We start from the raw sequence: 26,079 nt of genomic DNA on the forward strand, positions 1-26,079 counted from the left end.
GGCGAACGGATGGACGAGCACCAGATCGGCAGCGATCGCCCCAGGCCGCCCACCGTCCCCGGCGGGCGGATCGCCGGCGTCGCCGTGGCCCTGGTCGCGACGGCGCTGGCCGTCGGTCTGACCCGGGGTTGGGGCAGCGCCGACCACCCTCCCACCACCCCGTCGGCCGCCCCGGTGGCGACCGCGCCCGTGCTGCTCAACGGCACCGATGACGCCTTCATCCAACTGCTGATCCCGATGAACGAGGGCGCGCTCGCGTTGATCGACCACCTCGACAGCCGGCCGGCGGACGCGGACCCGTCGCTGCGGGCACTCCTCGACGACGTCCGGGAGGCGCATCGGGCGGAGTTGCGGGACCTCCGGGGGCTGCTGGCCGCGGGCAACGTCCCGGAACTGAACATCCACGAGGGGCATCAGATGCCCGGCATGGTCACCGACGTCAGTCTCGCCGAGTTGCGCGGCGCGCCCGACGCCGAGGTGCCGTCCCGGGTGGCCGCTCTGCTCCGGGCGCACCTCGCGCAGACCGTGGTGCTGTGCCGGGGTGAACAGACCGCCGGGGGAAGCCCTGAGTTGAAGGCGCTGGCCGGCCGGATCCAGCAGGCGCGGGCCACCGAGCTGACCGCCCTGGACGGTCGGCCCGGTGCGGCCCAGGCCGCACCGGTCGACTGAGTGACGCCCACCGGGCCGGCCGATGTCGGCAGCTGACCTTCGGGCCGACATCCCCTCTTCGCGGGCGTCCCGTCCCGCTCACCGGGCCGGCACGTCGGACATCTCCCACCCTGCCCGGCGTGCGGCGCACCGTACCCGGAGGGCGTCGCCGCCCGGCCTGCCCGCCTCGACACCGACGGCGGGTTGGCGTGGTGGCCATCGTCGCGCGGCCGGGCGCGCCGCCGTCACCGCGTCGATCCTGACGGTGGGCGTCGGGTGGCTGCTCGCGATCCTCGCCGCGCCACACGTCACCCTCTCCCCCGGTTGGCGGATGGTTGCCCTCTTCTGCCACCTGTCCTGTCTCGTGGTGGGCTTCGGGGCGGTGCTGACGGTGGACTGGTTCAGCCTCCGGTGGCTGCTGCGCCGGGAACCGCTCGGCACCGTGCTGACCGCCGCACGCGGCGCGCACCTGCTCATCTGGCTGGGCCTGGTAGGTCTGCTCGGCAGTGGCGCCGCCCTGGGTCCGGACACGTCGTCCGGGCTGGTCTGGGTCAAGCTGCTCGCGGTGCTGGTGGTCAGCGTCAACGGGCTGTTCCTCGGCCGGGTCCGGGACCGGCTCGCCGCCGTGGACGGTCGCCCACCCTGGTCCGCCCTGCTCCCCGGCGCCGCCGCCGCCACCCTCTCCCAGCTCGGCTGGTGGACCGCTACCCTCGTCGGCTTCTGGAACGCCAACAGCTGACGCCCGCCGTCCGCCGTGGTGATCAGGCCGGCGTCGGGTGCCTCGCCTCGAACCGGTCGCGCGTCAGGAACGCGAGCTGGGCACGCTTGTCCGGCATGTCGATCTCCGAGTCGAAGGTGAAGCCTTCGATCTCCAGCCGGCGCAGGGCGAGGTGGTTGCGAACGTCCGGCTCGACGACGATCCGCTGGGCGGCCGGGTCGCGGAACAGGAAGCGCGCAAGGGCCGGCCCGACGGCATTGGTGAGGCCCCGGACGATCCGCCGGTCGGGACTGAGCAGCAGGTGCATGCCGATGTCACCGGGCTGCACGCGGTAGCGCTCGCCGACCGGGTCCGCCTCGGGCTGGTACGTCTGGAAGAGACCGACCGGCTCCGCGTCAACCGTGATCAGGTAAGCGTGGTGCGTCGGCAGGCTGTCCACGAAGGCGTAGATGTCGCGGACCTCGTCGAGGGTGTGTGAGCCCATGCCCCAGAAGGAGTTGCGGGGTCGGGTGACCCAGTCGTGCAGGAGAGCGGCGTGCCGGTCGGGGTCCACGGTCAGCAACGACAACTCACCGAGACCGGCGACTTTTCCCAGCTGTGTCATCGGGCGCTGTCCTCTGTTCCATCCGGGGTGCGACTTAGGTTAACCTCCCCTAACCAAGGATGACCTTACCTGGAGGGGTGCGTGAAACGGAACTGGGAGGCCCTGGTCCTCAAGGCCATGGGCGGCCGGGACTTTCGGTTGACCGTGCTGGGCACCGAGTCGGTCGATGGGCACTATCAGCGGCTGCTCCTCGACGGGGGTGGCCTGCTGGAGGCGTGTGGGGTGCACCCCACGATGTGGATCCGGCTGTGGTTCGACAACGACGGGCGGGCCCACCAGCGTGCGTACACGCTTGTCGACCCGGACCCGGCCACCGGTCGGTTCACGCTCGAATTCGCCGTCCACGACGGCTGCGCCGCCCGTTGGGCCACCACGGCCGAGGTCGGCGACACCATCACCGCGACCGTCCAGGGCAGCGCGTTCGAACTGCCCGACCCCGCGCCGGACCACCTCTACCTGGTCGGCGACGCCGCGTCGCTGCCCGCGGTGAACAGCCTGCTCGACGCCGGCGCCGACATCCCGGCCACGGTCTGGCTGGAGTACGCCCACGAGGGCGAGAAGGCGCTCGCGCTGCGGACCCGCGAGCACCACGACGTCACCTGGGTGCCTCGGCGCGACGATGGTCAACACCTCGTCGAGACGGTGTGCGCGGCTCTGCCGGCCAGCGGCGCGGCGCACTACTGGGTGGCCTGCGAGGCCGCCAGCACCCGTGGCATCACCCGGCACATCCGGCGGACGCTGGGCGTCGACAAGGAACGGTTGACCTCCCTGGGCTACTGGAAAGCCGCATGAAGGGCCGGCTCGGCACACTGACCGCGCTGTACGTCACCCAGTACCTGGGCGTCGGCTTCATCACCGTCGGCCTGACCGCCATCCTGCGCGACGGCGGCACCTCACTCGACACCCTGGCGTTGTTGCAGATCGTCGGTCTGATCTGGCCCATCAAGTTCCTCTGGGCACCGATCCTCGACCGGTACGGTTCGCGGCACCGTGGCCACTACCGGTCCTGGTTGCTCGTGCTCCAGAGCGCCCTGGTGCTCGCTCTGCTGGCGCTGCTGCCGTTCACCGACCCGGCCGACGCGCTCGGGCCGATCGTCGCGATCTGCGCCGCGTACGTCTTCTTCTCCGCCACACAGGACATCGCCGTGGACGCGGTGGCCGTCCGGATGCTCGCCGAGTCGGCCCGGGGCACCGGTAACGGCATCCAGGTCGCGGCCAGCTATCTCGGCAACCTGCTCGGCGGCGGCGCCTGCGTCCTGGTCTACGACCAGTTCGGCTGGGCACCGGCGATCGGCCTGCTGGTCGCGATGACGGCGGTCGGCCTGCTTGTGGTGTGGCGGTTCCGGGAGCCTCCGCGTACCGACCGGGTGGCCCGGGTGGGCACGGCGTACAAGGCGTTGCTGTCGGTGTTCAGCCAGCCGGGCTGCCGGTGGTGGACCTTCGGTGTGGTGCCGCTGGTCTACGTCGGCGCGGGAATGGCGTACTCCCTGGTGACGCCGGCCCTGGTCGACGCGGGCTGGTCGTTGGGTCGGATCGGCGTCGTCACGGGCGTGGTGACGAGCGCTCCGGCCATCGTGGCGGGCCTGGTCGCGGGTTTCGGGGTCAGTCGCTTCGGGCGCAGCGGTGTGCTGGTGGTCGGCGGGGTGACCCTCACGGTGTCGACGTTGCTGCTGTTGCCGCTGATGGACGGCCGTGCGCCGTTGGCGGGCACGGTGGCCGCGCTCTGCTGCTTCATGGTCGCCTACACCGTCGCCAACGTCGTGCTCTACACGGTCAACATGGACTACTCGCGACCCGACACCGGCGGCACCGACTTCACCGTCCTGTCGTCGTTCGGCCTGGTCTGCTCGTTCGTGGCGGGGTCCGTCGGTCTCGCGGCCGCCGCGCGGGTCGGCTACCCGGCGGTCGCGGTCGCGGCCATCGTGCTGGTGGCCGCCGGCGTCGCGCTGGGCCTCGCGCACCAGCGACGATTCCCGCACCAGCCGGGTCCCGTCGCCGACCCGGCGGCGGAGCAGCCGGCGGCGGAGGCGGTGCGGGCGGTGGCGTGACCGCGATGTGTGGTCCATCTCCACCAGGTTGGACAGACCGCACCATATCCGTCTAATAAGGGTAGGCTACCCTAATCATGGCATCGGGTAGTCGACGGAGGCGGTATGAGGATCTGTCTGACCGCGCTCAACCCCACCGACGCCGTCCTGGAAGGGTTCCTCCCGGCGGCGGCGTCGCTGGGGCTGTCGGCCACGGTGCTGACCGACCGGCCCGCGGAATGGCCCGCGGACGTGCCGGTGACGCGCTGTGCGGTCCGGGACGCGGCAGCGGTGGTCGCGGCGACGGCACCGACCCGGCCGGTGGCGCTACTGTCCAACAGCGACCATCTCCAGGAGGCCACCGCGATCGCCGCCCGAAAGCTCGGCCTGCCCGGCAAGGACCCGGACGCCGCCCGTCTCTGCAAGGACAAGGCCGCGGCCCGGCGGGCGATCGCGGCCGCCGGCCTTGATCTGGTCCGCACCGTCACCGTCGACCCCGGAACCGCGCCGGAGGTGCCGGCCGGGATGTTCCCCGCGGTGGTCAAACCCCGCGAGGGGGTGGCCAGCGAGGACGCGTACCTGGTGGTCGACCGGACCGAGCTGGTCGCCCGGGTCGCCGAGATCCGGGGCCGGCGGCCGGAGGTGGCCCTGGTGGTGGAGGAATATCTCGCCGGGGAACTGCGGACCTTCGAAACCCTCGGTGACGCCACCGATCTCACCTCCCTCGGCGGGTGGCGCACCGGCCTCGGCCCGCCGCCCACCTTCACCGAGGAGAGCCTTGCCTGGTCACCCCCGACCGAGCCGGCGAGCGCCCGACTGCGGGCGTGCCTCGACGTGCTCGGGGTCGGCTTCGGCGCCTGCCACACCGAGTACGTCGTCTCCGGCGACGGCCGGGTCCGTCTCATCGAGGTGAACTACCGCCTCATCGGCGACCGGATGGACCTGATCCTCGCCGAACTGCTCGGCGTGCCGCTGTTCGAACACGTCATCCGGCTGCACCTCGGCGAACCGGTGGCCGCCCTGGGTCTGCCCGCCACCGTCGACAGGTACGCCCAGGTCGAGTACGTCTGCGCGGACCGGACGGGCCGGCTCACCGCCGCACCGGGCCCGCTGGACACCGGGGACGGCGAGGTCCGGCTGGGCTGCCGACCCCTGCGCCCGGTGGGCCGCTTCGCCGAGCACAGCGGCACGAACCGCGACTACCTGGCCGTGCTGCACGCGATCGGCCCGGACCGGGACAGCGTCCAGACGTCGTTGGCCGCCTTCCGCAGCGAGCTCCAGTGGACCATCGTCGAGTGAGCGACGACTGCGAGCGGGAGGTGTTCACCCGGGTGCTCGACGCCCTGCTGCGCGAGGACCACCTCGGTCTGCTCAGCACCGGCAGCCCGGACGGGCCGGACTGGTGGCAGGTGCCGCACCCCGCCGGCCTGCTGCGCATCCCGGTGCGGGTGGACGGCTTCCAGCAGGCCCTGCGCAGCGCCGCTCCGACGGTGCTGGTGCTGGCCGACGGCACCACCCACCGGACGGACACCCTGGCCGGGCTGCTGACGTTGCTCGCCCCCCGGGACGACGCCGAGGCGGCGACCGGTTGGCGGGACTTCAGCGCCGAGTGCCGCGCCGACCTGCGGGCCCGCCGGCTCGCAGCCCGGCACCGACCACGGGTCTTCGCCGAGGTGGCCGCTGCGCGCCCGAGCACCCCGACCGGTCTGTCGGCGGCCCTCCTGGACGACGTACTCGCCGCCCACCACGGCCACCCCGTCTACCCCACCGACCGGTGCCGGCACGGTCTCGGCGACGACGACCTTCTCCGGTACGCCCCGGAGCACGCCCCGCGTTTCGCGCTGCGCTGGTACGCCGCCCCCACCGAGGACGTCCGGCTCGCCGGTGAACTCCCGTCCTGGTGGCCGCGCGCCCGACGACCGGACCAGCTGCTGCTGCCGGCGCACCCGATCACCGCCGAGCGCGACGCGTTACCGGTCACGGACCTGCCGGCGATCACCGTACGGCCCACCCTCTCCATGCGGACGGTGGCGCTCGACCACGACCCGTACCTGCACCTCAAGCTGCCGCTGCCGACCGCGAGCCTCGGCGCCCGCAACCGCCGTACGCTGCGCCCGGACTCGCTCGCCGACGGTGCGGCCGTCGCCGCGCTGCTCGGCCGGATCGCCAACGCCGAACCCACCTTCGTCGGGCGGATCCGGCACGTCGACGAGAGCACCTGGGCGCACGTCGGGGGCGACGAGCGGCGCAGCTTCCTGCTCCGCAGATTCCCGGGTGACCTGGCCGGCGTGCACGTGGTGCCGGTCGCGGCCCTCGCCGCACCCGACCCGGTCGCGGGCACGGTCCTCGAACGGATCAGCCCCGATCAGCCCGGGGCACTGCTGGAGTCCTACCTGGACCTGCTGCTCGACTGGCACGTCTTCCTCTGGCTCCGGCACGGGATCGCGCTGGAGGCGCACCCGCAGAACATCCACCTGCTGGTGCACCCCGACGGCACGGTCGGCCTGCTCTACAAGGACAACGACGGCGCCCGCCTAGACGTGCGGCACGGCGGCCCGGGTGGGCTCACCCTCGACGACGACCGGATGTGGGCGCGCGACCCGCAGGAACTGGCGGACGTGTTCATCACCATCACCCTGCACCTGGCCGCCGCCGCACCCCTGCTCGCGCTGGCCGCCCGCGGGCTGCCCGTGCCGTCACCCGCCGAGGCGCTGGCACCCCGGCTCGCCGCCGCCCGCGACCGGTGGGGTGACGGACCAGCGGCGCGAACCTTCACCGACCGGGTCCTGCGGGCCGCCCACCTGCCCATCAAGGCGATGCTCACCGCCGGCACCCTGCTACCCAAACAACGGCTGGGCTGCGCCGACATCAACAAGTACTACCGGCGTACCGGCCCGAACTACCTCCGGGAGACACGATGACGAGCGCCCAGTTGCGCTCCCGCCCGGCCACCGAGACCGGTCAGCTCGCGGACCTGGCCACCGCCCACGCCGTCTTCGGTTGTCTGGTCCGCGAACTCGCCACGCCGGACGGCGGCCCGACAATTGTCGACGGTGCCGCGCATCAGCTGCTGCGGCACCTCGACGTCACGCTGCGCTGCGAGGTCGCGCGACACTCGCCGCTTGGGGCGCACCGCTACGTCGGCCCGGTGCAGCGGCGGACCGACAGCGGACGGTGGGTCGATCTGGACGCGGACGGGCTCGCCAGCCTGGTCGCCGCCGAACTCACCACCCGCACCGGCCTGGTAAACGACGAGTTCGTCGAGCAGGTCCAGGCCAGCCGGGACACCGTGGCCCAGCTGCTGGCCGACCGGCCGGCCGAGAACCCGACGCCGACCGGCGACCCGGCCATCGACGCGTACGTCGACTCCGAACAGTCACTGGTCTTCGGCCACCCGCACCACCCCACCCCGAAGTGGCGCAGCGGTGACCCGGAGAGCTGGCGGGCGTACGCCCCGGAGCTGCGCACCTCGTTCCGGCTGCACTGGCTCGCCGTACCCGATGACCTGGCCGCCGGCGCTGGGCCGTTCGACGCGCTCGTGGCCGCCCTCGACCCGCCCCGACCCCCGCGCGGGCACCGCGTCCTGCCGGTGCATCCCTGGCAGCTCGCACTGCTCCCGCCGACCCACCCACGGCTGCGGGACCTGGGAGAGGCCGGCGTGCCGGTGCGGCCGACGGCGAGCGTCCGTACCCTCTACGCCCCGACGGCCGACCTGTTCGTCAAGACCAGCCTGCACGTACGGATCACCAACTGCCTGCGCAAGAACGCCCGCTACGAACTCACCGGCGCGGTGGCCCTGACCAACCTGCTGGCGCGGGTGCCGATGCCGGACGGGGTCGGGCTGCTCACCGAACCCGCCTACCGCACGGTCGACGTACCCGGCCCGGACGAGGCGTACGGGACGATCCTGCGCACCGGCCTGCGCCCGCACCTGCGTCCGGGAGACACCCCGGTGCTGGCGGCGGCGCTGGCCGCCACGCCACTTGTGACACCCGATCCGTTGGCCTGGTGGCGGGCGTACCTCGGACTGTTGGTGCCGGCGGTGCTGCGCTGCTGGCTCAGCCACGGCGTCGTGCACGAGGCACACCTGCAGAACGTGGTCGTCGTGCTCGACCGCGACCGCCACCCGGTACGCATGCTGCTGCGCGACCTGGAGGGGGTGAAGCTGGACGCCGACCGGTGGGTGACCTGGCCGGACGGCGTTCCCGCGCAGGTCCGCTACGGTCGGGTGGACGCCCGCCGACGGATCGTCTACTGCCTGTTCGTCAATCACCTCGGGGGCATCTGCGGGGCCCTCGCCGACGCGCGACCGGGCATCGAACGGCGGCTGTGGCAGGAGCTGCGGGCCGTCGTGGAGGCCGTCGCCGCCGACCTGGACGACCCACCCGAGCTGCGTGCGCTGCTGAACGGTGAGCCGCTGCTGGCCAAGGCGAACCTGCTGGTCCGGTGGCGGCGCGACGCGGACCGGGCCGCGCCGTTCGTGCCGGTGCCCAACCCGCTGGGCGGGCCGCGGTGACCCGACCCGTCTACGTCCACGACCTCGACGCGCTGGCCACGCAGGCCCGGGCCATCCGGGCGGCGCTGCCCCGGTCGGTGGAGCTGCTCTACGCGGTCAAGGCCAACCCGGACCCCGGTGTGCTGCGTACCCTCGCCCCGGTCGTCGACGGGTTCGAGGCCGCGAGCCGCGGCGAGCTGCGCAGACTGGCCGAGGTGCTGCCGGGACGCGCGCCCGCCGCGTACGCCGGGCCGGGCAAGACCGACGCGGACCTGGCCGCCGCCCTCGCCGCCGGGGTGCGCCGCATCCACGTCGAATCGCCCGCCGAGCTTCGGCGACTCGGCGCGCTGGCCACCGCCTCGGGCACCACGGCCCAGGTGCTGCTGCGGGTCAACCTGCCGGTCGACGCGCCCGGTGCGAGCCTGGTGATGGGCGGCGGACCCAGCCCGTTCGGCATGGACCCGGCCGACGCGGTCGAGTGCGCCCGCCGCCCGCCCGCCGGCATCGACGTACGCGGAATCCACGCCCACCTGGCCAGCGGGCTGGACGCGCCCCTCGCCGGCGCGGTCGCCGCCGCCGTGGTCGACTGGGCGGTCACCGAGGTCGGTGCCGCCGAGGTCGACGTCGGCGGAGGCATGGCCGTCGACTACACCGACCCGGCCGCGCGATTCGACTGGGTGGGCTACGGCCGGGCCCTGGCGGACGTCGTCGACGCGTACCCGGGGGTGCGGCTGCGCATCGAGCCGGGCCGGTCGGTCACCGCCTACTGCGGGGCGTACCTCACCGAGGTCATCGACGTGAAGCGCTCCTACGGCGAGTGGTTCGTCGTGGTGGCCGGGGGCACCCACCACCTGCGGACACCGGCGGCGAAGGGGCACGCGCAGCCCTTCACCGTGCACCCGCGGCACGGCCTCGACGGCCCGCGTGCCGACGGAGGACCGGTCACCGTGGTCGGGCAGCTCTGCACCCCGAAGGACGTGCTGTCCCGGTCGGCCACCGCCGGGCCGATCGGCGTGGGTGACGTGCTGGCCTTCGCCCTGGCCGGGGCGTACGCCTGGAACATCAGCCACCGCGACTTCCTGCTGCACGAGCCACCGCTGTTCCGTACCGGTGACCCGCAGAAACTGGCCGCCGAGTGGGCGGCCCGACCGCTGCGGGAACGACACCAGGGGCCAGCCGACGGCTGAGCGTGGCGACCGGACGGTCAGCCGGCGCGGGCGACGGGACCGATCAACTGGTGTTCGGTGGGGGTCATGCTGAGCATGACCCACTGCACCCTGCCCTTGGTGATCAGGCCGATCATCTCCGGGTGCAGCTGGGTGAACCAGCTCTGCACGCTCACCAGCCCCAACGCATTCGCCGCCGTAGCTGCCTCCGCCCCCGTCAGCCGCTGGAGCACCACGATGTCACTGCGGACCAGCACATCGACGTCGTAGCCACTCAGATCGTCGCGCACCACCAGGGTGGCCCGCCACGGCGCGCTGAGGCCCGTGTCGGTGGCGGTCACCGGGCCGGTGTCGATCACCACGAGCTGCGGCTCGGTCGGCGTGGCCGCGGTCGGCGGCGGGACGCCCGGCGGAAGGAACGAGGCGATCTCCCGGCCGATGACGCAGCGCCGCAGGAAGGCGTCCCACTCCTGCTCGCGGGCGGTCTGGATGAACAGCCGGGCGCCGATCCCGAGGGCACGGAAGGCGATCAGCTCGGCGCACCGAACGCCGCCGGTCAGCATCAGCCGGGTCGGTTCGGCGCGGAACAGGCGCAGCCCCACCGGCTCCTGCTGCCGGTTGCGACCGACGACGAGGCCGCCGCCCCCGGCGACCACGTGCAGGCCGCCGACCGAGGCGGTGTCCGTCCGGTGCAACCCCATCCGGCTGCCGGGGAAGGCGACGCTCTTCACCGCAGGAAACCTCCGAGCGGTAGCGTGGCGGCCACGCCGTGCGCGTGCTCGCCATCAAGTCGTTGCAGACGTCCGCCATGGCGGCGGATCGCCTCGTGCAGGGCCTGGTCGGCGGCGGCCAGTGCGGCCGGATCGGCGCCCAGCAGGCGGAAGGCCACCTCCACGGCGAGGTCGTCGCCGTCGGGGCGGGTGGCTGCGATCGACACCACGCTGGCGGCGGCGGGGAGCCCCCGCAGCAACGAATCGACCTCCCACGGCTCGCGGGGCCAGTCCAGCAGCCGGTGGCAACTCTGCTGCGCGCCCCGGGTCGACCAGGCCCGCCAGGTCTCCCGGGCCAGCACCTGATCACCCGTCCCGCTGGGCGCCGCACCGGTCAGGTGGGTGAGGGTGGTGACCGCGACGAGCACCTCGTCCCGGTTGAGCATCCGCGCGGCCACCCGCTCCTGCCGCAACTGCCGCCGGGTCCGCCGGATCACCGCGAGCAGCGTCGGGCGCAGGTCGTGGTCGGCGTGGAAATCGGGGGTCCGCGCGGTCTGGAGCACCACCCATGCCTGCCGGCTGGCGGGCACCTCACCGTTTGTCAGTTCCCGGTACGCCCGGTTGACCGCCGCCGCGCCGGAGCGGGCACGTGGTGCCGGCGTCACCTGGATCAGCAACTGCACCACCACCGGCGGTGCCTTCTCGTCGACGGCCGGTAGGAGTGCGGCGGGAGACGGCAGTGCCTGCGGAGCGCTCATCAGCAGGGCACCCTCGGTCGGGTCGACCTCGAAGATGGCGCTCAGCCCACCCCCGTGGGTCAGCAGCACGGCCGGCTGGTCGTCGATCTCGACGACCTCCAACTCGACACCGCGCTCCAGGTGGGTCAACAGGCGCAGGGCCGGCTCCGCATCGGTGCCGGTGAGCTGCCGGCGCCGCCCCCGGAAGCCCCACCAGATCGGAATCCACTCGTGCAGCCACCGGCCCCGGAACCGGATCACCGTCGGGGCGAGCAGCAGCACGGCCACGACGGCCACCGCAGCGGTGAGCGGGACGCCGTGCGGGGTGGCGGTGAGCACCGCCGCCGCCCCTACCTGCCACGCCAGCAGTTGGGCGACGTTCACGCCACCGACCCGGAGCCCGCGCTGGAACGGCCGCACCTTCCGCGTGGCTGCGGCTGCGGCGTCGCCCGCGGCGGTGGCCGGGGCGTCAGCGGCGGCGGAGGGAGCCGCGGCAGCCCTCGCGGCCGGTGCGACGCTCGTCGTCTGCGCGGCCGTCGCGGCCCGTGCTCCGGCGGCCACCTGCGTGGTGTACGTGGTCCCGGTCGCCGCCCGGCCCTGCCCGCGCTGCGCCGCCTGGGCCTGCCCCGGGCCGCCACCCGCCCAGCTCACCGTCGGCGGGGGCGCTGGTACGCCGGTCTGCTGCGGTGCTGCCACCCGTTGCCCGGGTGGCATCTGCTGCGCCGGTGGGGCACCCGGATGGTGCTGCCAACCCGGTTCACCCGGCCGTGCCGCACCCGGATGCGTCACCGCACGTCCCTCCTCACCTGGGCCGGCACCGCTCAGCGACCGATCGCGGCACGGATGTCGGCCGCCGTCACGGTCCGCAGCTCGTCGAGGCTGGGGCGCTGACCGGACTGGCGCAGCCGCTGCGCCTGCGCCTTGCGTACGCCCTCGAAGAGCTTGCGGGCCTCACGGGCGTTGCCGAAGTTCTGGTCCCGCTCGATGGTGGCGAAGTGCGCCTGGAGCAGATCGGAGACCCCGTCGCCGAGCAGGTACTCGTCGCCGCCGGCCATCCGCTCCACGATGATGACCAGCTGCTCGGGGCTGTAGTTGCCGAACTCGATGGTCTTGGCGAAGCGGGAGGCGAGACCCGGGTTCGCGTCGAGGAACTGGAGCATCTCCCCGGTGTAGCCGGCGGCGATGACAGCGATCTCGTCGCGATGGTCCTCCATCAGCTTGACAAGCGTGTCGATGGCCTCCTGGCCGAAGTCGCCACCACTGCCGAAGGAGCGGGAGAGGGTGTACGCCTCGTCGATGAAGAGCACCCCACCTCGGGCCGTGTCGAACGCCGCGGCCGTCTTCTCCGCCGTGTGGCCGAGGTACTGGCCGACGAGGTCGCGCCGGGACACCTCCCGGAAAGCCCCGCCGGGCAGCGCACCGAGCGCCGCCAGCAGCTCGCCGTAGATGCGGGCCACCGTGGTCTTACCGGTGCCGGGGGCACCCGCGAAGATCAGGTGATGGCTGACCGTGCCGACCGGCAGGCCGGCGCTGCGCCGCCACTCGTTCACCTGGATCTCGTCGATGACCCCACGCACCTCCTCCTTCACCGACTCGAGGCCGACCATGGCCGCAAGGTCGGCGAGCAGCTTCTCGGTGCGCTTGGTGTCCTGCTGGGTGCTGGCCTGCGCCGCCTCGGTCCCGAAGGTGGCCCGCCGGCTGGTGGTGCCCTCCACGATGGTCGGTGTGGCGCCATCGGCCACGTCGATCGCCGGCTGCGCGGTGTTCTCGGTGGTGCACTCCTCGACCGTGCCGTGGCAGCCACGGGCAAAGGAGATGGCCGGGCCGCGGGTGTCGCGGATCCGGCACCGGCGCAGCACCGGGGCGCTCTGGTGCACCACGGCGACGCCAGCTTGCCCGGTATGGGAGATGTCGCAGGCCTCGATGATGGGGCGGGCGTACTGGTAGACGTAGATGCCCCGGTTACCGCAGCGGGTGATCGTGCTGGTACGGATCGTCGGGGCGGCACCGATCCGGAGGATGATGCCGTCCTCGCTGAGGTCGCTGAACTCGCACCCGTCCACGGTGCCGTCGGAATCCTCGACGACGAGCCCGTAGCGGGCCCCGTCGACCCGGCAGCGGGTCAACGTGAACTCAGACCGGCTGGCAACCGAGACGGCCGGGCCGAACCCGGCGCTCAGCTCGCACCCGGTCATGGTCAGCGTCGCCCGGTCCACGGCCACGACCGGTGCGTCTCCGGCCTTGAGGACCAGATCACGCAGCTCCAGGCGGCCGGAGTTGCAGGACACCGTGGGGTACGCCCCGGACGAGGCGTCGATGGTGACGGTGCCGGCGCCCTGTGCGGCGACGATGGTGATCGCGCGGTCGTTGACGAACAACGCCTCGTAGTAGGTGCCGGGGTTGACCGAGACGACGGCGTCGTCGTCCGCCACCGTGAGCGCGTCACCGATGGTGGGGTACGCGCCGGGCTGGTCCGGGGAGACGAGAAGGGTGCGCGTCATGGCTCCGGCTTCATACGGCAGCGGAAGGGTTACGCCGACGATATCCCAGGCGGTCGACACGGGGGGAGCCCCCGTGGTCGCGACCGGCGATCGTGCACGGTGGCGGGGCCGATCGATGCGGCGGTGGGCCGTTAGGCTCGGGTTCGCACGCAGTGCCGGAAACCAAGAGCGGGAGGACGGATGGCGGAAACCCGGGTGTTGCCGCTCGCCGCGGGCGCGTTGCTGGTCGACGGAACCGTCCACACGCACACGTCGGTCCGCGGTGACCTTGCACCCGACCTGCACCCGGTGATCCGGCGGTTCCTGCACGAACTGCCGACCGCGCAGCGGGAGCGGTTCGCCGGCTGGTGCGCCGAGGTGGTGCTGCTCTCCGACCGCCTCTACGCGGCCGAGGCCGACGGCGGGCCGATCAGCTCGGCCCGGGCCCGCGCGCTGTTGTGGGGGGCGAAGGTGCGGGTGACCCGGGTCCGGGAGGAGGGCGACCCCCGCCACGGTGAGGTGCAGCCGCCCTGCCGCTCGTGCGCGGCGCTGCTGGACTGGTGTGGCGTGGAGGCGCTGGTATGAACGACCGCTTCCCACCCCTGGTGGCCGAAACGCTTGAGGTTGCCGGCTGGGTTCCGGGTCGCCGCGACGACGACCGGGCGCGGCAGTGGGCGCTGCGGTTGGCGGCCAACGCCGCGCCGGACGGACGGCAGCACACCGTCGTCCGGGCCGCGGTGGAGACGTACGCCGAGTTCGGGGGCCTGCTGGTGCGCCCGCAGGGCGACGGCGAACAGATCGCGCCCAGCCCCTTCCACCTGGATCCGTTCCTGGTGGGCCAGTCGGTGGACACCCTCGCCGCGCTCGCCGCGGCAATCGGGGCGCCGCTCACACCGATCGGCGAGGAGGGCGACGGCACCGGCATCCTCGCGATCGACGATCAGGGGCGGGTGTTCGTGCTGGACCACGGCGGTGACTGGTTCCTCGGCGAGCATGTCGACGAGGCGATCACCGCGCTGGTGCTGGGCCGGCAGCCCCGCCGGGTACGCCAGGACGGCACGTGGTGATCGACTGGCGGCCGGCGACGCCGACCGAGGGTGCGCTGCTGGCCGCCGCCGAGGCCGCGGACCGGGACGCGTTCCTGGCGACGCTGGCCGGCGCTCCGCTGCTGCTGCCGGTGTCACCGGAGGCGGCGGCCGGTCGCGCGCCGATGGCCTGGCCGACGGGCCGGCACGACGGGCGAACCCACGTCATCGCGTTCACCTCACCCGAGGCGATCGCCGCCTGCCTGCCCGGCCAGTCGGTCAGCTACCGCGCCCTCAGCGTCCAGGACCTGGCGAGCGGCTGGCCGGACGACGACTGGCTGCTCGCGGTCGATGCCGGGCTGCCGATCGGCGTGCAGGTCACCGCCGGTGAGCTGCACGTGATCGCCGGTCCCGCTCTCGAGGCCGAGCAAGACCTGCGCGACGCGATCGCCGGGCAGGAGCCGGACGCCCTGATGGCGGCGCTGCTCCGCACGGAGTTGCTGGTGCCGCTGCGGCCTGGGGGGTCCGAGTCGAGGGACCTGTCCGATCCGGACTTTCCGTGGCTGTGCCTCTCGGACGAGCAGGGGCAGCCCTGCCTGCCGGTCTTCACCGCCGAGGTGCGGCTGCGACAGGCCCTCGGCGACCTTGACCTGGTCGCGGTCAGCAGCCTCCACCTGGCCGAGCAGTGGCCGGACCCATCGTGGCAGCTCCTGCTCAACCCCGACACCCCGCTGGCGGCGACGCTGCCCGGCGAGGCCGTCCGAACCCTTCGTGACTGGCTCGGTCAGCTACGGCGGGTGGTCACCGACGCCGCCGAGGGGGAGCGCCAGCACCTGGAGACGGCCGCGTACGCCGAGCCGGCCACGGTGGGCGTACCGGCGCAGCGGACACCGCCGGACGAGGACGACGAGCCCGATCTGGACCCGGATCTGCCGATCCGGCTGCAACTGGTGATCCCGCACCGGTACCTGCCGTCCTACCTCGAGGACGGTTACCAACGGGCCGCCGGGCTGGTGCACGCCTGGGCCGGCCCGGGCCGGGACACCCCCGCCCGGCTCTACCGGCGCCTCGGCCTGCTCGGCGAGGGCTCGCCGTTCACGGAGTCCGACGAGTGGACGGCCGTGCTGCGGTGGGATCCCAACCAGGACACGCCCGAGGACTGGGGGCGCGGCCAGCCGCGAATGGAGTCACTTGTCGTGCCGGACGGGACGGGCCTGCACTGCCTGCACCACGATGGCCGCGACGAGCTGCTGGCCCGCTTCGACGCGGCCACCGGGCGCTGGCTGCCGACCTGACCGCGGAGCGGCCCCCACGCCGGTGGTCAGCGTCGAATGCCGGCGAACCAGTCCTTGGCCGGCCGACTGTCGAGCAGGACGACCGCCACCCCGGCGAGCCCGCCCACGACCAGGGGCGTGACCATCGTCGGCTGGAAGCTGAGCTTGCCCGTGACGAGCAGGCCGACCAGGAAGACGACGAAGAGCCCACAGGTGAACACGGCTGGGATCCGCAAACCCTCGGGACCCACCCGACGCCAGGCGAAGACCATCCCACTCACCGTTAAGGCCACCAACAGCAGGCAGAGCGCGAGGATCAGCACGGCGATGATGATGATGAAGATCATGCCGTCTCCCTCGGCCCTCATCATCGCCACGAAGAAGGCGATGCCCGCGACGAGCCAGGTGACGGCCACGGGGACCATCAGCAGGATCGCCGCGATCACCGCCGCCGGCCGCCGGCCGGCCGTCGGCGGCACCGGCACACCGGACGGTACGGCAGGCGGGGGTACGGCAGGCGGGGGTACGGCCCCCATCTGCGGCGGCGGTACGGGGTTGGGCGGCGGTACGGCACCGGGAGGAGGCACGGCACCGGGGGGGAGGGTCGACATCTCGTCTCCGTTGATCGTCAGGTGCCCGGCCGACGCCAGCCGGCCTCACCGATCGGCTCCGTCGGGTGGGTCGACTGCCCGCCCTGCGGCGGCATGCCCGGGGCTGGTGCCGGGGGCTGTGGTGCGGGCGGGTACGGCGTACCGCTGGATGGCAGGTGCGGCGCGGGCGGGTACGGCGTTCCGCTGGCTGGCAGGTGCGGCGGGGGCGGGTATGGCATACCGGCGGCGGTGGGTGCCCCGACCGGGGTGGGAACCTCTGCCGAGGATGCCACGGTCCGCTTGCGTCGCCGCCGCCGCAAGATCAGCATCACCGCCGTTGCCACGAGGCCGAGGACGACGAGTATGACTGCCAACTGGATCACCAAGGTGCCGTATCTGTTGCCCGACTCCGTTGAGGACGGCCGGGCCAGGGTCGGGTCGACCTCGGGCTCCTCGGCCGCCTGGCTACGACTGTTACGGCCGTCCGGCTCACCGGTCAGCGCCTGGCGCAGGTCGAGCAGCCCCCAACCGTAGTCAACGTCATGGCCCGGCTTGCCGGCGTCCTTGCTTGTCTCCATCATCCGCTTGAACAGGTCGTACGACTTGAGGTCCGGGTACTTCGCCTTGACCAGGGCGACCGCGCCGGAGACGAGCGCGGTGGCGGAACTGCTCCCGCCGGCCATCTTGTACCCCCCGTTGCGCTCCGCGGCGTACAGGTCGTCAGCGGGCGCGGCGAGGTCGGTCTCCTCGGCCGGGATGTGGGCGATTTTGCTCAGTTGCCCGTTGCGGTCGGTGCCGGTCACCGCGATCGCGCCGGGGTGGTTGGCCGGGCTGCCGATGATCACGTCCTTCTCGTTGCCGACGGCGGCGACGACGATCACCCTCTTCTGGTACGCCCGCTTGACCGCCCTGTCGAGGTCGACGTTGTTGGAGCTGCTCAGCGAGACGTTGATGACGTCGGCGCCGTGATCCACCGCCCAGTCGATCCCGGCGGCGACCGCAACCGGCTCGATGATCGACACGCCCTCGCGACCCTGTACGGTCACCGGCAGGATCTTGGCCTTCGGTGCGACGCCGAGCACGCCTTCGCTGCCACCCGAGCCGTGCCCGTGCCCGGCGATCAGGGACGCCATCGCGGTGCCGTGCCCGTGTCGGTCCTCATGTCCCTTGCTCTTGTCGTCGTAGAAGTCCACGCCGGGAAGCACGTTGTTCTTCAGGTCCGGGTGGCTGGCGTCCACACCGGTGTCGACGACGGCCACGGTGATGCCCTCACCCTGGGTGATCTTGTGCATTTCGGTCAGCTCGAGGGCGTCGATGTACCAGGCGTCCTTGCGGTCGACGGCGTGTGCCGGCGCGACCGGGACGACCAGGGCAGCCAGGACGCTCAGCGTCAGTGCGGCCACTGCGGACGCCGGACGGGGAACGAGGCGCATCTGCGCGTACCTTCCTCTGTGGGCCGTCGAGCGGCCGGTTGGACGGTCACCGCATGGTACGGGCCGGCCACCCATGGTGTGGTGACCGGCCCGCCCGTGTATCAACCCTGACCGAGCGCCTTGCCCTGCTGCTGCGGTCGGTGCTCGGTCGGTGCCTCGATGGTGCCGACTGCGGCCGAGTCGGTGGTCCAGAGCTCGTCGTCGCCCTCGCCGTACTCCCAGGTTTCCTGCTCGTCCTCTGCCCGGCGCGCCCCGGGGCGGGGGCCAGGGACGGCCGGGCCACCCCGCCGACCGCCGAGCGACGGCGCCGGCCCGGTGGTGGGAGCCGGGCGTGCCGTGCCGCGACCGGTGAGATCCGGACGGGCGCCCTTGCCGGGGGTGAGCGGGCCACCACCGGCACGAGTGCCGCCGGTGCTCGGCGTGGCCGGACGAGCCGCACCCGGAGAGCCGCCGCGCTGGCCGCCGAGGCTCGGCGGTGGCGACGCCGGTCGGCCCGGAGTGCCTCCTGTGCGCTGGGGACCGGCGGTGCTGCCCGGCAGGCGCGGACTGGCCGGCGGGGCCGACCGGTTACCGAGCCCCGGCGCGCCGGGACGGGATCCGCCCGGCCGGCCAGAACCGGTGTTGCCGGGCAGGGTGGGTCGGTTCGGTGCCGCGCCCTTCCCCGGGCTCCCACCCGGGCTGCCGCCACCGCCGGGCAGGGTGGGCCGCCCAGGCGCACCGCCGCGCCTGGGCGGGCTTCCGCCGGGGTTGCTGGCGCCGGGCAGGGTGGGTCGGCTCGGTGACGGGCCGCGGGTGCCCGGGGTGGGACCGCCGGCTCCCGGCAGCGTGGTGCGGGGGGTGCCGGGCCGACCGGCGATGTTCGGCGCGTTCGGACGCGGACCGCCCAGGCCGCCCGGCAGCACCGGCGTCGGCGGGGGCGGGACTCCTGGCGTGCCGGTGACCGGCGGCGCCACGGGCGGCGGCCCGGGTGGCGCGGGAGGGGCGGTAATGGTGCCGGCGAGCCCCACACCGTCAGGTAGGCCGTCCGGCGGAGGCGTTGGGGTCGGCAGGGCTGTCACGTCGGGCCGGTTCGGCGCGTCGGGCCGGTTGGGCGCGTCGGGCCGGTTGGGCGCGTCCGGCCGGATCCGCCCATCAGCGGTCATGTTGACTGCCGCCGGGCCCGGCCCGACCGGTCCCTTCGGGCGAGACGGCCGCGGGATCGTGCCCGGAACGGCAACAACCGCGTTCGTCGGCCCCTTGTAGGTGCCGCCGCGGGTGATGTGCGAGATGTAGACGTCGATGTAGAGATCCGCGAGCGGCTTGACGATGTTCTTCGCCCGCTCGTGGAAATCTTTCTGCACGTCGGAGACCGTCTTGGGGTTGTTCCAGCCGGCGATGTCGCCCAGTGAGGTGGTGTCGGCATCCTCCTTGCGCAGCCGGGCTTGGTTCTCCTGTTCGGCCTTGTATTCCAGCCAGAGCTTGCGCATCTCGGTCTGCGTCGTCTCGATCTTGCCAGCGATCTGATCCAGACCGCTGGCCGTCTTGTCGGCGACCTCCTTCCACTCGTCAAGCGAGTGGAGGGCCGCGCCGACCTTGCCCATGAAGACCCGGCCCGCCGGCGACCGCCACTTGGCGTCCAGCGCGTCGGCGTGCCGCTTGAGGCTCTCCCGCGTGGTCTGCAGCAGAACGCTTGTCCGCCGCCAGGTCTCGACGAGGCCGCGGGTGCGCTCGTCGCTCTCCTTGCGGGCCTGCTCCCACATTTCCTCGATAGTGAGCGCGTCCCAGGATGTGGGATCATATGGTGCGGCCCCGGCGGCCCGCTCGGCGGCGTAGTCGTCCGAAACGCCCGTGTAACCCGGGGTGTAGGTCGGCGTCCATCCGTAGTAGTTGTCGCTCATCCCCGCTCCTCCGCGTCCCGTTCCCCGCCCACCATCAGGACCGCAGGTCCGGGCGGGCCACCTGGTCGCCGTACATCTGCTCGTTGTCGCCATGGACCGTATAGGCGCCGGTGCCCTCGCCGATGGTCTCCGACTTGTCGATTTCCGGCGTCGCCTCCGGATCCTGACTGTTGTTGGCTTCCGGGGCGAAGTAGGCCTCCGGATCCAGGACCTCCGGCGGGATCGCCTTCGCCGGGTCCGAGGTCTTCTTGTCGTCGCCCTGCCGCCAGAGGTCGTCGAGCGTCTTCTGACCATCGACGGCGGTGAAGGCGTTGTAGATGTCGTCCGTGTCGGCCTGGGCCAACGCGTCTCCGGTGCGGTATTCGCTGGCGATTGACATGGCAGCCATCTGCAGCGACACCAGACCCTTCATCGCGTCACCGAGCATCTTCCCCACCGCCACGCGACTGTCGTCGTGCCGGACACGGAAGAACGCGCCCTCCTTCATCCCACCCGCGCCGAACGGCGCCTGCACGGTGAGCATGGGGCGTACGCCGTTCTCGAAGCTGGGCTTGAAATGCTCGTTCAGCTCTTTCTCAATGGCCTCGGCAAAGTTGATCAGCTGCTGGATGTCGACGTCGATGTTCTCGCCGACGAGCCACTCGTCGCCCATCTGTCTCCCCGTTTCGTCCACATGCCGACACCGCGGCTGTGTCCCGAGCCGCGACATTCACAGTCCACTCTGGCCGAGGGTAGCGTCATCGGGCAACCCCGTAGTGTGGTCAGGCTCGCGACGGCAGGTTCACCAACTGCACGAGGCGGGTGCCCTCCCGCCGCGTGACCAGCCAACCTCGGCCGGGTGGCAGCGGCCCGGGGCGGACGGTGCCGAGCAGAACGCCCTCGTCCCGGTTACCGGACATCACGATGCCCGGCGTGCTGATCTCCCGCATCCGCATCAGCACCGGCTCGTACAGCGCCCGGCTCGCCCCGCCGGTGCGGCGGGCGATGATCAGGTGCAGGCCGATGTCCCGGGCCTGGGGCAGGTATTCGAGCAGCGGGGTCAGCGGGTTGCTGCCCGCGCTCGCCACCAGGTCGTAGTCGTCGACCAGGACGTAGAGGTCCGGCCCCTTCCACCAACTGCGGGCCCGCAGCTGGTCCGGCTTCACGTCGTTGGGGGGCAGCCGGTCCCGCATCACCGCGGCGACCTCGGCGATGATCTTCTCGGTGATCTGGGCCGACGAGCCGTACCCGATCAGGTGCGGGCTGGTGATGTCGCCGAGCATGCTGCGCCGGTAGTCGACGATGACCAGCCGGGCCTCGGTCAGCTCGTTGCGGTCGACGATCGTCTGTGCCAGCGCCCGCAGGAAGGTGCTCTTGCCGGACTCGCTGTCGCCGAAGAGCAGGAAGTGCGGGTCGGCGGCGAAGTCCAGGTGCACCGGTTGGAGGTCCACCTCGGCGATGCCGACCGGCACCCCGGGACGACCGGTGGCCGGCAGGCTGCCGTGCGGGACCACCGGCGGGAGTTGGCGGATCGGCGGCGCGCCCGGCCCCTGCCAGGCGCCGGCCAGGTCGTTGACCAGCTTGCGGGACCCCTCGGGCAGGGTGTCTGCCTCCTGCGCGCCGTCGGTGCGGGGCAGGGCGGCGAGGAACTGGTGCCCATCGGCGGTGATGCCTCGGCCGGGAGACTTCTCCGGCACGTTCATCGCGGCCCGACGGTCCAGGGCGGAGTCGCCCGCGTCGGACAACCAGAGCTCGAGCCGGGTGCCGAAGACGTCCCGCACGGCGGGGCGCAGGTCCATCCAGCGACCCGCGGTGACGATCAGGTGGACGCCGAAGGACAGACCGCGGTTGGCGATGTCGTTGATGGTCGGCTCAAGATCTTCGAACTCGGACCGGATGCTGGACCAGCCGTCGATGACAAGGAAGACGTCGCCGAACGGGTCGTCGTTGTGCTGGCCGTGCCGACGGGCCCGCCGGTACGCGGCCATCGAGTCGACCCCGCGCTCGCCGAACCGCCGCTCCCGCTCGCCCATCAGCAGTTGCAGCTCGGCGACGGTACGGCGGACCAGGCTGGCATCGAGGCGGGTCGCCACCGCGCCGACCTGCGGCAGGTCACGTAGCGAGGAGAGCGCGTTGCTGGTCAGGTCGAGGCAGTAGACCTGCGCCTCCCGCGGCGTGTGGGTCAGCGCCAGCGACGTGACGATCGTGCGCAGCACGGTGCTCTTGCCACTCTGCGGACCGCCCACGATCACCGCGTGGCCGGCCGAACCTGCCAGGTCGAACCAGAGCACGTCCCGCCGCTGTTCGAACGGCTTGTCGACGATGCCGACGGCCACCTGCAACTCGCCCACCAGGCCGGCGTGCGCCACCGTCACACCCCGGGCGGGGTCGGCGGTCAGCGGCGGCAGCAGCTGATCCAGCGTCGGCGGATCCGACAGCGGGGGCAGCCACACCTGGTGGGCCGGTGCGCCCCGGCCGGCGAGCCGGCCGACCAGGATGTCCAGCACACTGTCGCCGCCCGTGTCGACCGGATCCGGCGTCGTCTCCTGGGCCTTACGGGTCACCGGCGGCGCGACGTAGGCGGTGCTGTATTCCCGCACCCGCTCCTCGCCGTCGCCGGCGGCGACCGCCTCGGCCGTCTTGCTGCGGTAGGTGCCGGAGACGTACGCGGCCTTGAAGCGGATCAGTGGTTCCATGCCGAAGCGCAGGTAGCCGTGGCCCGGGGAACGGGGCAACTCGTACGCGTCGGTGGCACCGAGCACCACCCGGCTCTCCATCGCCGAGAAGGTCCGCAGACCGATCCGGTACGACAGGTGGGTGTCCAGACCGCGCAGCCGGCCCTCCTCCAACCGCTGCGAGGCCAACAACAGGTGTACGCCGAGCGACCGGCCGACCCGACCGATCTGCACGAACATGTCAATGAAGTCAGGTTTGGCGGTGAGCAGCTCGGAGAACTCGTCGCAGATGATGAGCAGGCTCGGCAGTGGCGCCAGTGGAGCACCCGCGGCTCGGGCCTTCTCGTAGTCGCGCTGGGAGGCGTAGTTGCCGGCCGAGCGCAGCAGCTCCTGGCGACGCACCAGCTCACCGTTGATCGAGTCGGTCATCCGGTCGACGAGCGGCAGCTCGTCGGCCAGGTTGGTGATCACCGCGCTGGTGTGCGGCAGGGCGTCCAGCCGGGTGAAGGTCGCACCACCCTTGAAGTCGATCAGGACGAGGTTCAGGCTCTCCGAGCTGTGCGTGACGGCGAGCGCCAGCACCAGCGTGCGCAGCAGCTCGGACTTGCCGGAACCGGTGGCACCGATGAGCAGGCCATGCGGCCCCATGCCGTCCTGCGCGGACTCCTTGAGGTCCAACTCGACCGGGATCCCGTCGACGCCCACCCCGATCGGCACCCGCAGCCGGTCCCGGTTGGGCCGCGGCTGCCAGGCCAGCTCCATGTCGAACTCGTACGGGTCGCCGATGTTGAGCAGTTCGGCCAGGCCCAGCTCGCTGGTGAGCGGGGCGTCGCCGCCGCGGGACGCGGCCGAGAGACGCAGCGGGGCCAGCTGCATGGCGAGCGCCTCGATCTCCGCGACCCGGCAAACGTCGGCCCGCCCGATGTCGGCCTGACCATCCACGGTGGTGCTGTGCAACTGGCCGTCAGCGCCCACCTCCAGCACGAGCCGAGCCCGGTCCAGCACCCGCGGCGCCGGGTTGGAGAGGTCGAGCAGGGTGACGCCCTCCACACCACCCTCGGTCATCAGGTGGTCCGACCCCGCCGTGTCGCCGCCGTCGATGACGACCAGGAGATGCGGCCCGCTCGACTGGGGCGACCCGCCGGACGAGTTGAACCGGGGCCGGCTGGCCAGCACGTCGTCGAGCATCGCCTCCAGCCCGGTGACCGAGGGCGCGACCAGCCGAAGCTGACCGAGCGCGTCGGTGCGGCTCGGGTGCAGCGCGTGCGGCAGCCACTTCGTCCACTCCCACGCGCCCCGCCGCTCGGCGGTGACGCAGACCGCGACGAGCATGTCGTCCGGCGCGTGGAACGCGGTGGCCTGGGCCAGCACCGCCCGGACGAGTCCTCGGACCGCCTCGTCGTCGCCGCGCAGGTGGACCCGGGCGAACCCGTTGAGCGCCATCGTCACCGGCAGATCCGGCACCTCGCCGTACGTGGTGAGGAAGCGACGCAACGCTAGCGCGCACATCGGCTCCAGCTTCTCCAGCGACGTCGCGGGCGGCGGAACCAACGGTGTGGCCAGCTCCTGCGGGCCGAGACCGATGCGTACGGTCGCGAAGTCCACGTCGCCGCGCCGGCGCTCCCACAGCCGTGGCCCGAGCGGGACCGACCACAGCGCGTCCGGGTCCGGGTGCCGGTAGAACGCCGCCTCCCGCTGCTTCTGGACCGTCTTGAGCACTCGCCGGCGCTGCCGCGACAGGTGCGTCATGTACTCGCGTCGCTTCTGCAGCATCTCCTGCTTGGTCGGACCGCCGGAGTTGTTGGTGAGCTGGGAGCCGAGCATGCCGATCGCGGAGAGGCCGAAGAGGCCTCCGGTGACGTAACCGAGGGTGCTGCCGCCTCGGCCGGCGAACATCAGCGCCATCGCGAACGAACCGGCGAGCATCGGCAGCATCATCATCATCTGGCCCCAGGCGCGCCCGCTGGGCGCGGGTACCTCAGGTGGTGCCTCCAGCAGGACCTCGCCGGACGGGTACTCCGGCTCCGGCTGTCGGGCCGGGCGTTTCACGACGACCGTGCTCACCTATCAGACCTCCCCGCTGGGGTCCGGACCCGACCGGGCCGAACCGGCGCCCGCGCCATGGCACATGGTAGGTAGCCTTCTCTCGTCATGACAGCCGCGGGCCACGTCGGCCCGCTCCTCGTTCGAGGGGTCGTCAGTGGTCACCCAGGCCGGAACCGGACTCGCGCGCATCGCCGTCGTCGCCCCCAACCGGCGGCTTGATCTCGCTCTACCCGAGCATCTGCCGCTGGTCGGGCTGCTCCCCGCCGTGCTGCGGCAGGCGGATGAGCATCCGTCGGACGGGACGGCACACGGTGGCTGGATGCTGCGCCGTACCGATGGCACCACTGTGGACCTCAATCGTACGCTCGCCGCGCAGAACGTCCGGGACGGCGAGACGCTGCATCTCGTGCCGCGCCGCACCGACTGGCCGGAGCTGGCGTACGACGATCTGATGGAGGCCGTCGCCGCCGGCGCCCGCCGACGCGGGGTGGCCTGGAGCCCGCCCGCGACCCGGCTGACGGGCCTGATCGTCGCCGGTGTGCTGCTGCTGCTCGGCCTGGTCGTCATCGTCACGTCCGACGAGCCCGGCCTGCTCGGTGGCGTGATCGCCCTCGGCACCGCCGGGGTGCTGCTGCTGGTCGGGATCGTGCTGTCCCGGGCGATGGCCGACTCCCTCGCGGGGGCCGTGGTCGCCGCGGCCGGCCTGCCGTACGCCTTCGTCGGTGGCGTCCTGGTGATCGGGACCGGGGAGTCCGTCTGGGCGCTCGGCGCCCCGCACGTGCTGCTCGGCTCCGCCATCCTGTTCCTCACCGGCCTGCTCGGATTCCTCGGGGTGGGCGACGCGACCCGGGTCTTCGTCGCGGCGGTCTTCGCAGGTTTCTGGGGCATGCTCGGCGGCCTCTTCGCCCTCGGCACGATGGACGCGGCGCAGGGCGCGGCGATCATGGTCAGCGCGGTGACCCTGCTGCTGCCGGCGATGCCGCTGCTCGCCGTACGGCTCGGCAAGATGCCGATGCCGGCGCTGCCGCGCACCGCCGAGGACCTGCTGCGCGACGAGCCGCAGCCCCGGCGCGAGCTGGTCTATCAGGCCACCGCCCGGGCCGACGAGGTCCTCACCGGCATGATCTTCGGCTCGTTCCTGGTCACCGTCGGCTGCCTGATCGTGCTGACCGCCCACGGCTCGGTCGCCGCCCTGCTGCTGGCCGGTGTGGTCGCGCTCGGTCACCTGCTGCGGGCCCGGCTGGTGCCGACCGTGCGGCACCGCGTGCCGCTGCTCGCCGGAGGGCTGGTGGGGTTGGCCCTGCTGCCCCTGGTCGGTGCGGCCGACGCCGGGACCGGGCTACGCGTGCTGGCCGTGCTTCCGGTGGCGGTGGTCGCGGCCGGGATCTCGGTCAGCGCCGGGCTCGCCTACAGCCGCCGTGCCCCGTCGCCCCGGCTGGCCCGTCTCGGGGACACCCTCGACATCCTGCTGCAGTTGGCCGTGGTGCCGGTGGCATGCAGTGTGCTGGGCCTGTACGCGTTCATGCGAGCACTGAACGGCTGACGCCAACGTCGGCGCCGACGAAGAGGTCGTCCACGCGGCGCTGCGCGTGCCG

General features: G+C 72.6%; 21 protein-coding genes. 12 read left to right on the forward strand and 9 right to left on the reverse strand.

From position 1 onward, the window contains the following. The first annotated feature begins 9 nt into the window (after positions 1-9). Positions 10-669, forward strand: a complete 660-nt coding sequence (locus AB0C25_RS00725; RefSeq protein ID WP_357368241.1) for a DUF305 domain-containing protein — start codon at positions 10-12, stop codon at positions 667-669. A gap of 244 nt (positions 670-913) precedes the next feature. Continuing rightward, positions 914-1,387, forward strand: a complete 474-nt coding sequence (locus tag AB0C25_RS00730) for a hypothetical protein (RefSeq protein ID WP_357368242.1) — start codon at positions 914-916, stop codon at positions 1,385-1,387. 22 nt (positions 1,388-1,409) lie between these two features. On the opposite strand, the gene AB0C25_RS00735 is transcribed toward AB0C25_RS00730, so the two are convergent. Beyond that, on the reverse strand, positions 1,410-1,970 hold the full coding sequence (locus tag AB0C25_RS00735) for a GNAT family N-acetyltransferase (RefSeq protein WP_357368243.1): 561 nt from the start codon (positions 1,968-1,970) through the stop codon (positions 1,410-1,412). Between the two features lie 81 nt (positions 1,971-2,051). On the opposite strand from AB0C25_RS00735, the gene AB0C25_RS00740 reads away from it, so the two are divergent. From AB0C25_RS00740 to AB0C25_RS00765, 6 genes are all read left to right on the forward strand, one after another. After that, positions 2,052-2,762 (forward strand): siderophore-interacting protein, encoded by a 711-nt coding sequence (locus AB0C25_RS00740; RefSeq protein WP_357368244.1) that lies wholly within the window; start codon positions 2,052-2,054, stop codon positions 2,760-2,762. After that, positions 2,759-4,018 (forward strand): MFS transporter, encoded by a 1,260-nt coding sequence (locus AB0C25_RS00745; RefSeq protein ID WP_357368245.1) that lies wholly within the window; start codon positions 2,759-2,761, stop codon positions 4,016-4,018. The genes AB0C25_RS00740 and AB0C25_RS00745 overlap by 4 nt, the downstream gene beginning before the upstream one ends. Before the next feature lie 105 nt (positions 4,019-4,123). Next, positions 4,124-5,296: a siderophore biosynthesis protein gene (locus AB0C25_RS00750; RefSeq protein WP_357368246.1), complete on the forward strand. Its 1,173-nt coding sequence runs from the start codon at positions 4,124-4,126 to the stop codon at positions 5,294-5,296. Further along, positions 5,293-6,918, forward strand: coding sequence for an IucA/IucC family siderophore biosynthesis protein (locus AB0C25_RS00755; RefSeq protein ID WP_357368247.1), 1,626 nt, complete (start codon positions 5,293-5,295; stop codon positions 6,916-6,918). Before AB0C25_RS00750 ends, AB0C25_RS00755 begins: the two co-directional genes overlap by 4 nt. Continuing rightward, positions 6,915-8,513: an IucA/IucC family protein gene (locus AB0C25_RS00760; protein ID WP_357368248.1), complete on the forward strand. Its 1,599-nt coding sequence runs from the start codon at positions 6,915-6,917 to the stop codon at positions 8,511-8,513. The genes AB0C25_RS00755 and AB0C25_RS00760 overlap by 4 nt, the downstream gene beginning before the upstream one ends. Next, a complete protein-coding gene (locus AB0C25_RS00765) occupies positions 8,510-9,679 on the forward strand; it encodes an alanine racemase (protein WP_357368249.1) in 1,170 nt (389 codons plus the stop codon). The genes AB0C25_RS00760 and AB0C25_RS00765 overlap by 4 nt, the downstream gene beginning before the upstream one ends. A gap of 17 nt (positions 9,680-9,696) precedes the next feature. Here AB0C25_RS00765 and AB0C25_RS00770 read toward each other — a convergent pair whose 3' ends face one another. From AB0C25_RS00770 to AB0C25_RS00780, 3 genes are read right to left on the reverse strand one after another with little or no spacing between them, the layout of a single operon-like run. Next, on the reverse strand, positions 9,697-10,389 hold the full coding sequence (locus AB0C25_RS00770; RefSeq protein WP_357368250.1) for a hypothetical protein: 693 nt from the start codon (positions 10,387-10,389) through the stop codon (positions 9,697-9,699). After that, entirely contained in the window at positions 10,386-11,894 is a 1,509-nt protein-coding gene (gene eccE, locus AB0C25_RS00775; RefSeq protein WP_357368251.1) for a type VII secretion protein EccE, read from the reverse strand. Before eccE ends, AB0C25_RS00770 begins: the two co-directional genes overlap by 4 nt. Before the next feature lie 32 nt (positions 11,895-11,926). Then, positions 11,927-13,606: a right-handed parallel beta-helix repeat-containing protein gene (locus AB0C25_RS00780; protein WP_357368252.1), complete on the reverse strand. Its 1,680-nt coding sequence runs from the start codon at positions 13,604-13,606 to the stop codon at positions 11,927-11,929. 180 nt (positions 13,607-13,786) lie between these two features. Here AB0C25_RS00780 and AB0C25_RS00785 point away from each other — a divergent pair, with 180 nt between their 5' ends. The 3 genes from AB0C25_RS00785 to AB0C25_RS00795 are packed head-to-tail and all read left to right on the forward strand — an operon-like array spanning position 13,787 to position 15,905. Then, positions 13,787-14,170 (forward strand): YwqJ-related putative deaminase, encoded by a 384-nt coding sequence (locus AB0C25_RS00785; protein ID WP_357368253.1) that lies wholly within the window; start codon positions 13,787-13,789, stop codon positions 14,168-14,170. Beyond that, positions 14,167-14,652 carry an SUKH-3 domain-containing protein gene (locus tag AB0C25_RS00790; RefSeq protein WP_357368254.1) on the forward strand — a complete coding sequence of 162 codons (486 nt, stop codon included), beginning with the start codon at positions 14,167-14,169 and terminating at the stop codon, positions 14,650-14,652. The genes AB0C25_RS00785 and AB0C25_RS00790 overlap by 4 nt, the downstream gene beginning before the upstream one ends. Beyond that, positions 14,646-15,905: an SseB family protein gene (locus AB0C25_RS00795; RefSeq protein ID WP_357368255.1), complete on the forward strand. Its 1,260-nt coding sequence runs from the start codon at positions 14,646-14,648 to the stop codon at positions 15,903-15,905. Before AB0C25_RS00790 ends, AB0C25_RS00795 begins: the two co-directional genes overlap by 7 nt. Positions 15,906-15,931: 26 nt before the next feature. Here the strand turns inward: AB0C25_RS00795 and AB0C25_RS00800 are convergent, their stop codons facing one another. From AB0C25_RS00800 to eccCa, 5 genes are all read right to left on the reverse strand, one after another. Continuing rightward, on the reverse strand, positions 15,932-16,495 hold the full coding sequence (locus AB0C25_RS00800; RefSeq protein WP_357368256.1) for a hypothetical protein: 564 nt from the start codon (positions 16,493-16,495) through the stop codon (positions 15,932-15,934). 17 nt (positions 16,496-16,512) lie between these two features. Then, positions 16,513-17,907, reverse strand: coding sequence for a type VII secretion-associated serine protease mycosin (gene mycP, locus AB0C25_RS00805; protein ID WP_357368257.1), 1,395 nt, complete (start codon positions 17,905-17,907; stop codon positions 16,513-16,515). Positions 17,908-18,008: 101 nt separating this feature from the next. After that, positions 18,009-19,784, reverse strand: a complete 1,776-nt coding sequence (locus AB0C25_RS00810) for a hypothetical protein (RefSeq protein ID WP_357368258.1) — start codon at positions 19,782-19,784, stop codon at positions 18,009-18,011. 34 nt (positions 19,785-19,818) lie between these two features. Further along, entirely contained in the window at positions 19,819-20,436 is a 618-nt protein-coding gene (locus tag AB0C25_RS00815) for a hypothetical protein (RefSeq protein WP_357368259.1), read from the reverse strand. Between the two features lie 109 nt (positions 20,437-20,545). After that, on the reverse strand, positions 20,546-24,502 hold the full coding sequence (gene eccCa / locus AB0C25_RS00820) for a type VII secretion protein EccCa (RefSeq protein WP_357368260.1): 3,957 nt from the start codon (positions 24,500-24,502) through the stop codon (positions 20,546-20,548). A gap of 136 nt (positions 24,503-24,638) precedes the next feature. Here eccCa and eccD point away from each other — a divergent pair, with 136 nt between their 5' ends. After that, complete coding sequence (eccD, locus tag AB0C25_RS00825) at positions 24,639-26,027, forward strand: type VII secretion integral membrane protein EccD (protein WP_357368261.1); 1,389 nt, start codon at positions 24,639-24,641, stop codon at positions 26,025-26,027. Positions 26,028-26,079 lie beyond the last annotated feature (52 nt).

It is taken from the genome of Micromonospora sp. NPDC048839, from assembly GCF_040649915.1.
GTDB lineage: Bacteria > Actinomycetota > Actinomycetes > Mycobacteriales > Micromonosporaceae > Micromonospora.

Bases quoted from the DNA above. Each gene is read 5' to 3' on its own strand.
- AB0C25_RS00810 (WP_357368258.1), bottom strand. From the start codon at position 19,784: ATGAGCGACAACTACTACGGATGGACGCCGACCTACACCCCGGGTTAC.
- AB0C25_RS00735 (WP_357368243.1), bottom strand. From the start codon at position 1,970: ATGACACAGCTGGGAAAAGTCGCCGGTCTCGGTGAGTTGTCGTTGCTG.
- AB0C25_RS00760 (WP_357368248.1), top strand. From the start codon at position 6,915: ATGACGAGCGCCCAGTTGCGCTCCCGCCCGGCCACCGAGACCGGTCAG.
- mycP (WP_357368257.1), bottom strand. From the start codon at position 17,907: ATGCGCCTCGTTCCCCGTCCGGCGTCCGCAGTGGCCGCACTGACGCTG.
- AB0C25_RS00815 (WP_357368259.1), bottom strand. From the start codon at position 20,436: ATGGGCGACGAGTGGCTCGTCGGCGAGAACATCGACGTCGACATCCAG.
- AB0C25_RS00780 (WP_357368252.1), bottom strand. From the start codon at position 13,606: ATGACGCGCACCCTTCTCGTCTCCCCGGACCAGCCCGGCGCGTACCCC.
- AB0C25_RS00785 (WP_357368253.1), top strand. From the start codon at position 13,787: ATGGCGGAAACCCGGGTGTTGCCGCTCGCCGCGGGCGCGTTGCTGGTC.
- AB0C25_RS00790 (WP_357368254.1), top strand. From the start codon at position 14,167: ATGAACGACCGCTTCCCACCCCTGGTGGCCGAAACGCTTGAGGTTGCC.
- AB0C25_RS00745 (WP_357368245.1), top strand. From the start codon at position 2,759: ATGAAGGGCCGGCTCGGCACACTGACCGCGCTGTACGTCACCCAGTAC.
- AB0C25_RS00800 (WP_357368256.1), bottom strand. From the start codon at position 16,495: ATGTCGACCCTCCCCCCCGGTGCCGTGCCTCCTCCCGGTGCCGTACCG.
- AB0C25_RS00725 (WP_357368241.1), top strand. From the start codon at position 10: ATGGACGAGCACCAGATCGGCAGCGATCGCCCCAGGCCGCCCACCGTC.
- AB0C25_RS00750 (WP_357368246.1), top strand. From the start codon at position 4,124: ATGAGGATCTGTCTGACCGCGCTCAACCCCACCGACGCCGTCCTGGAA.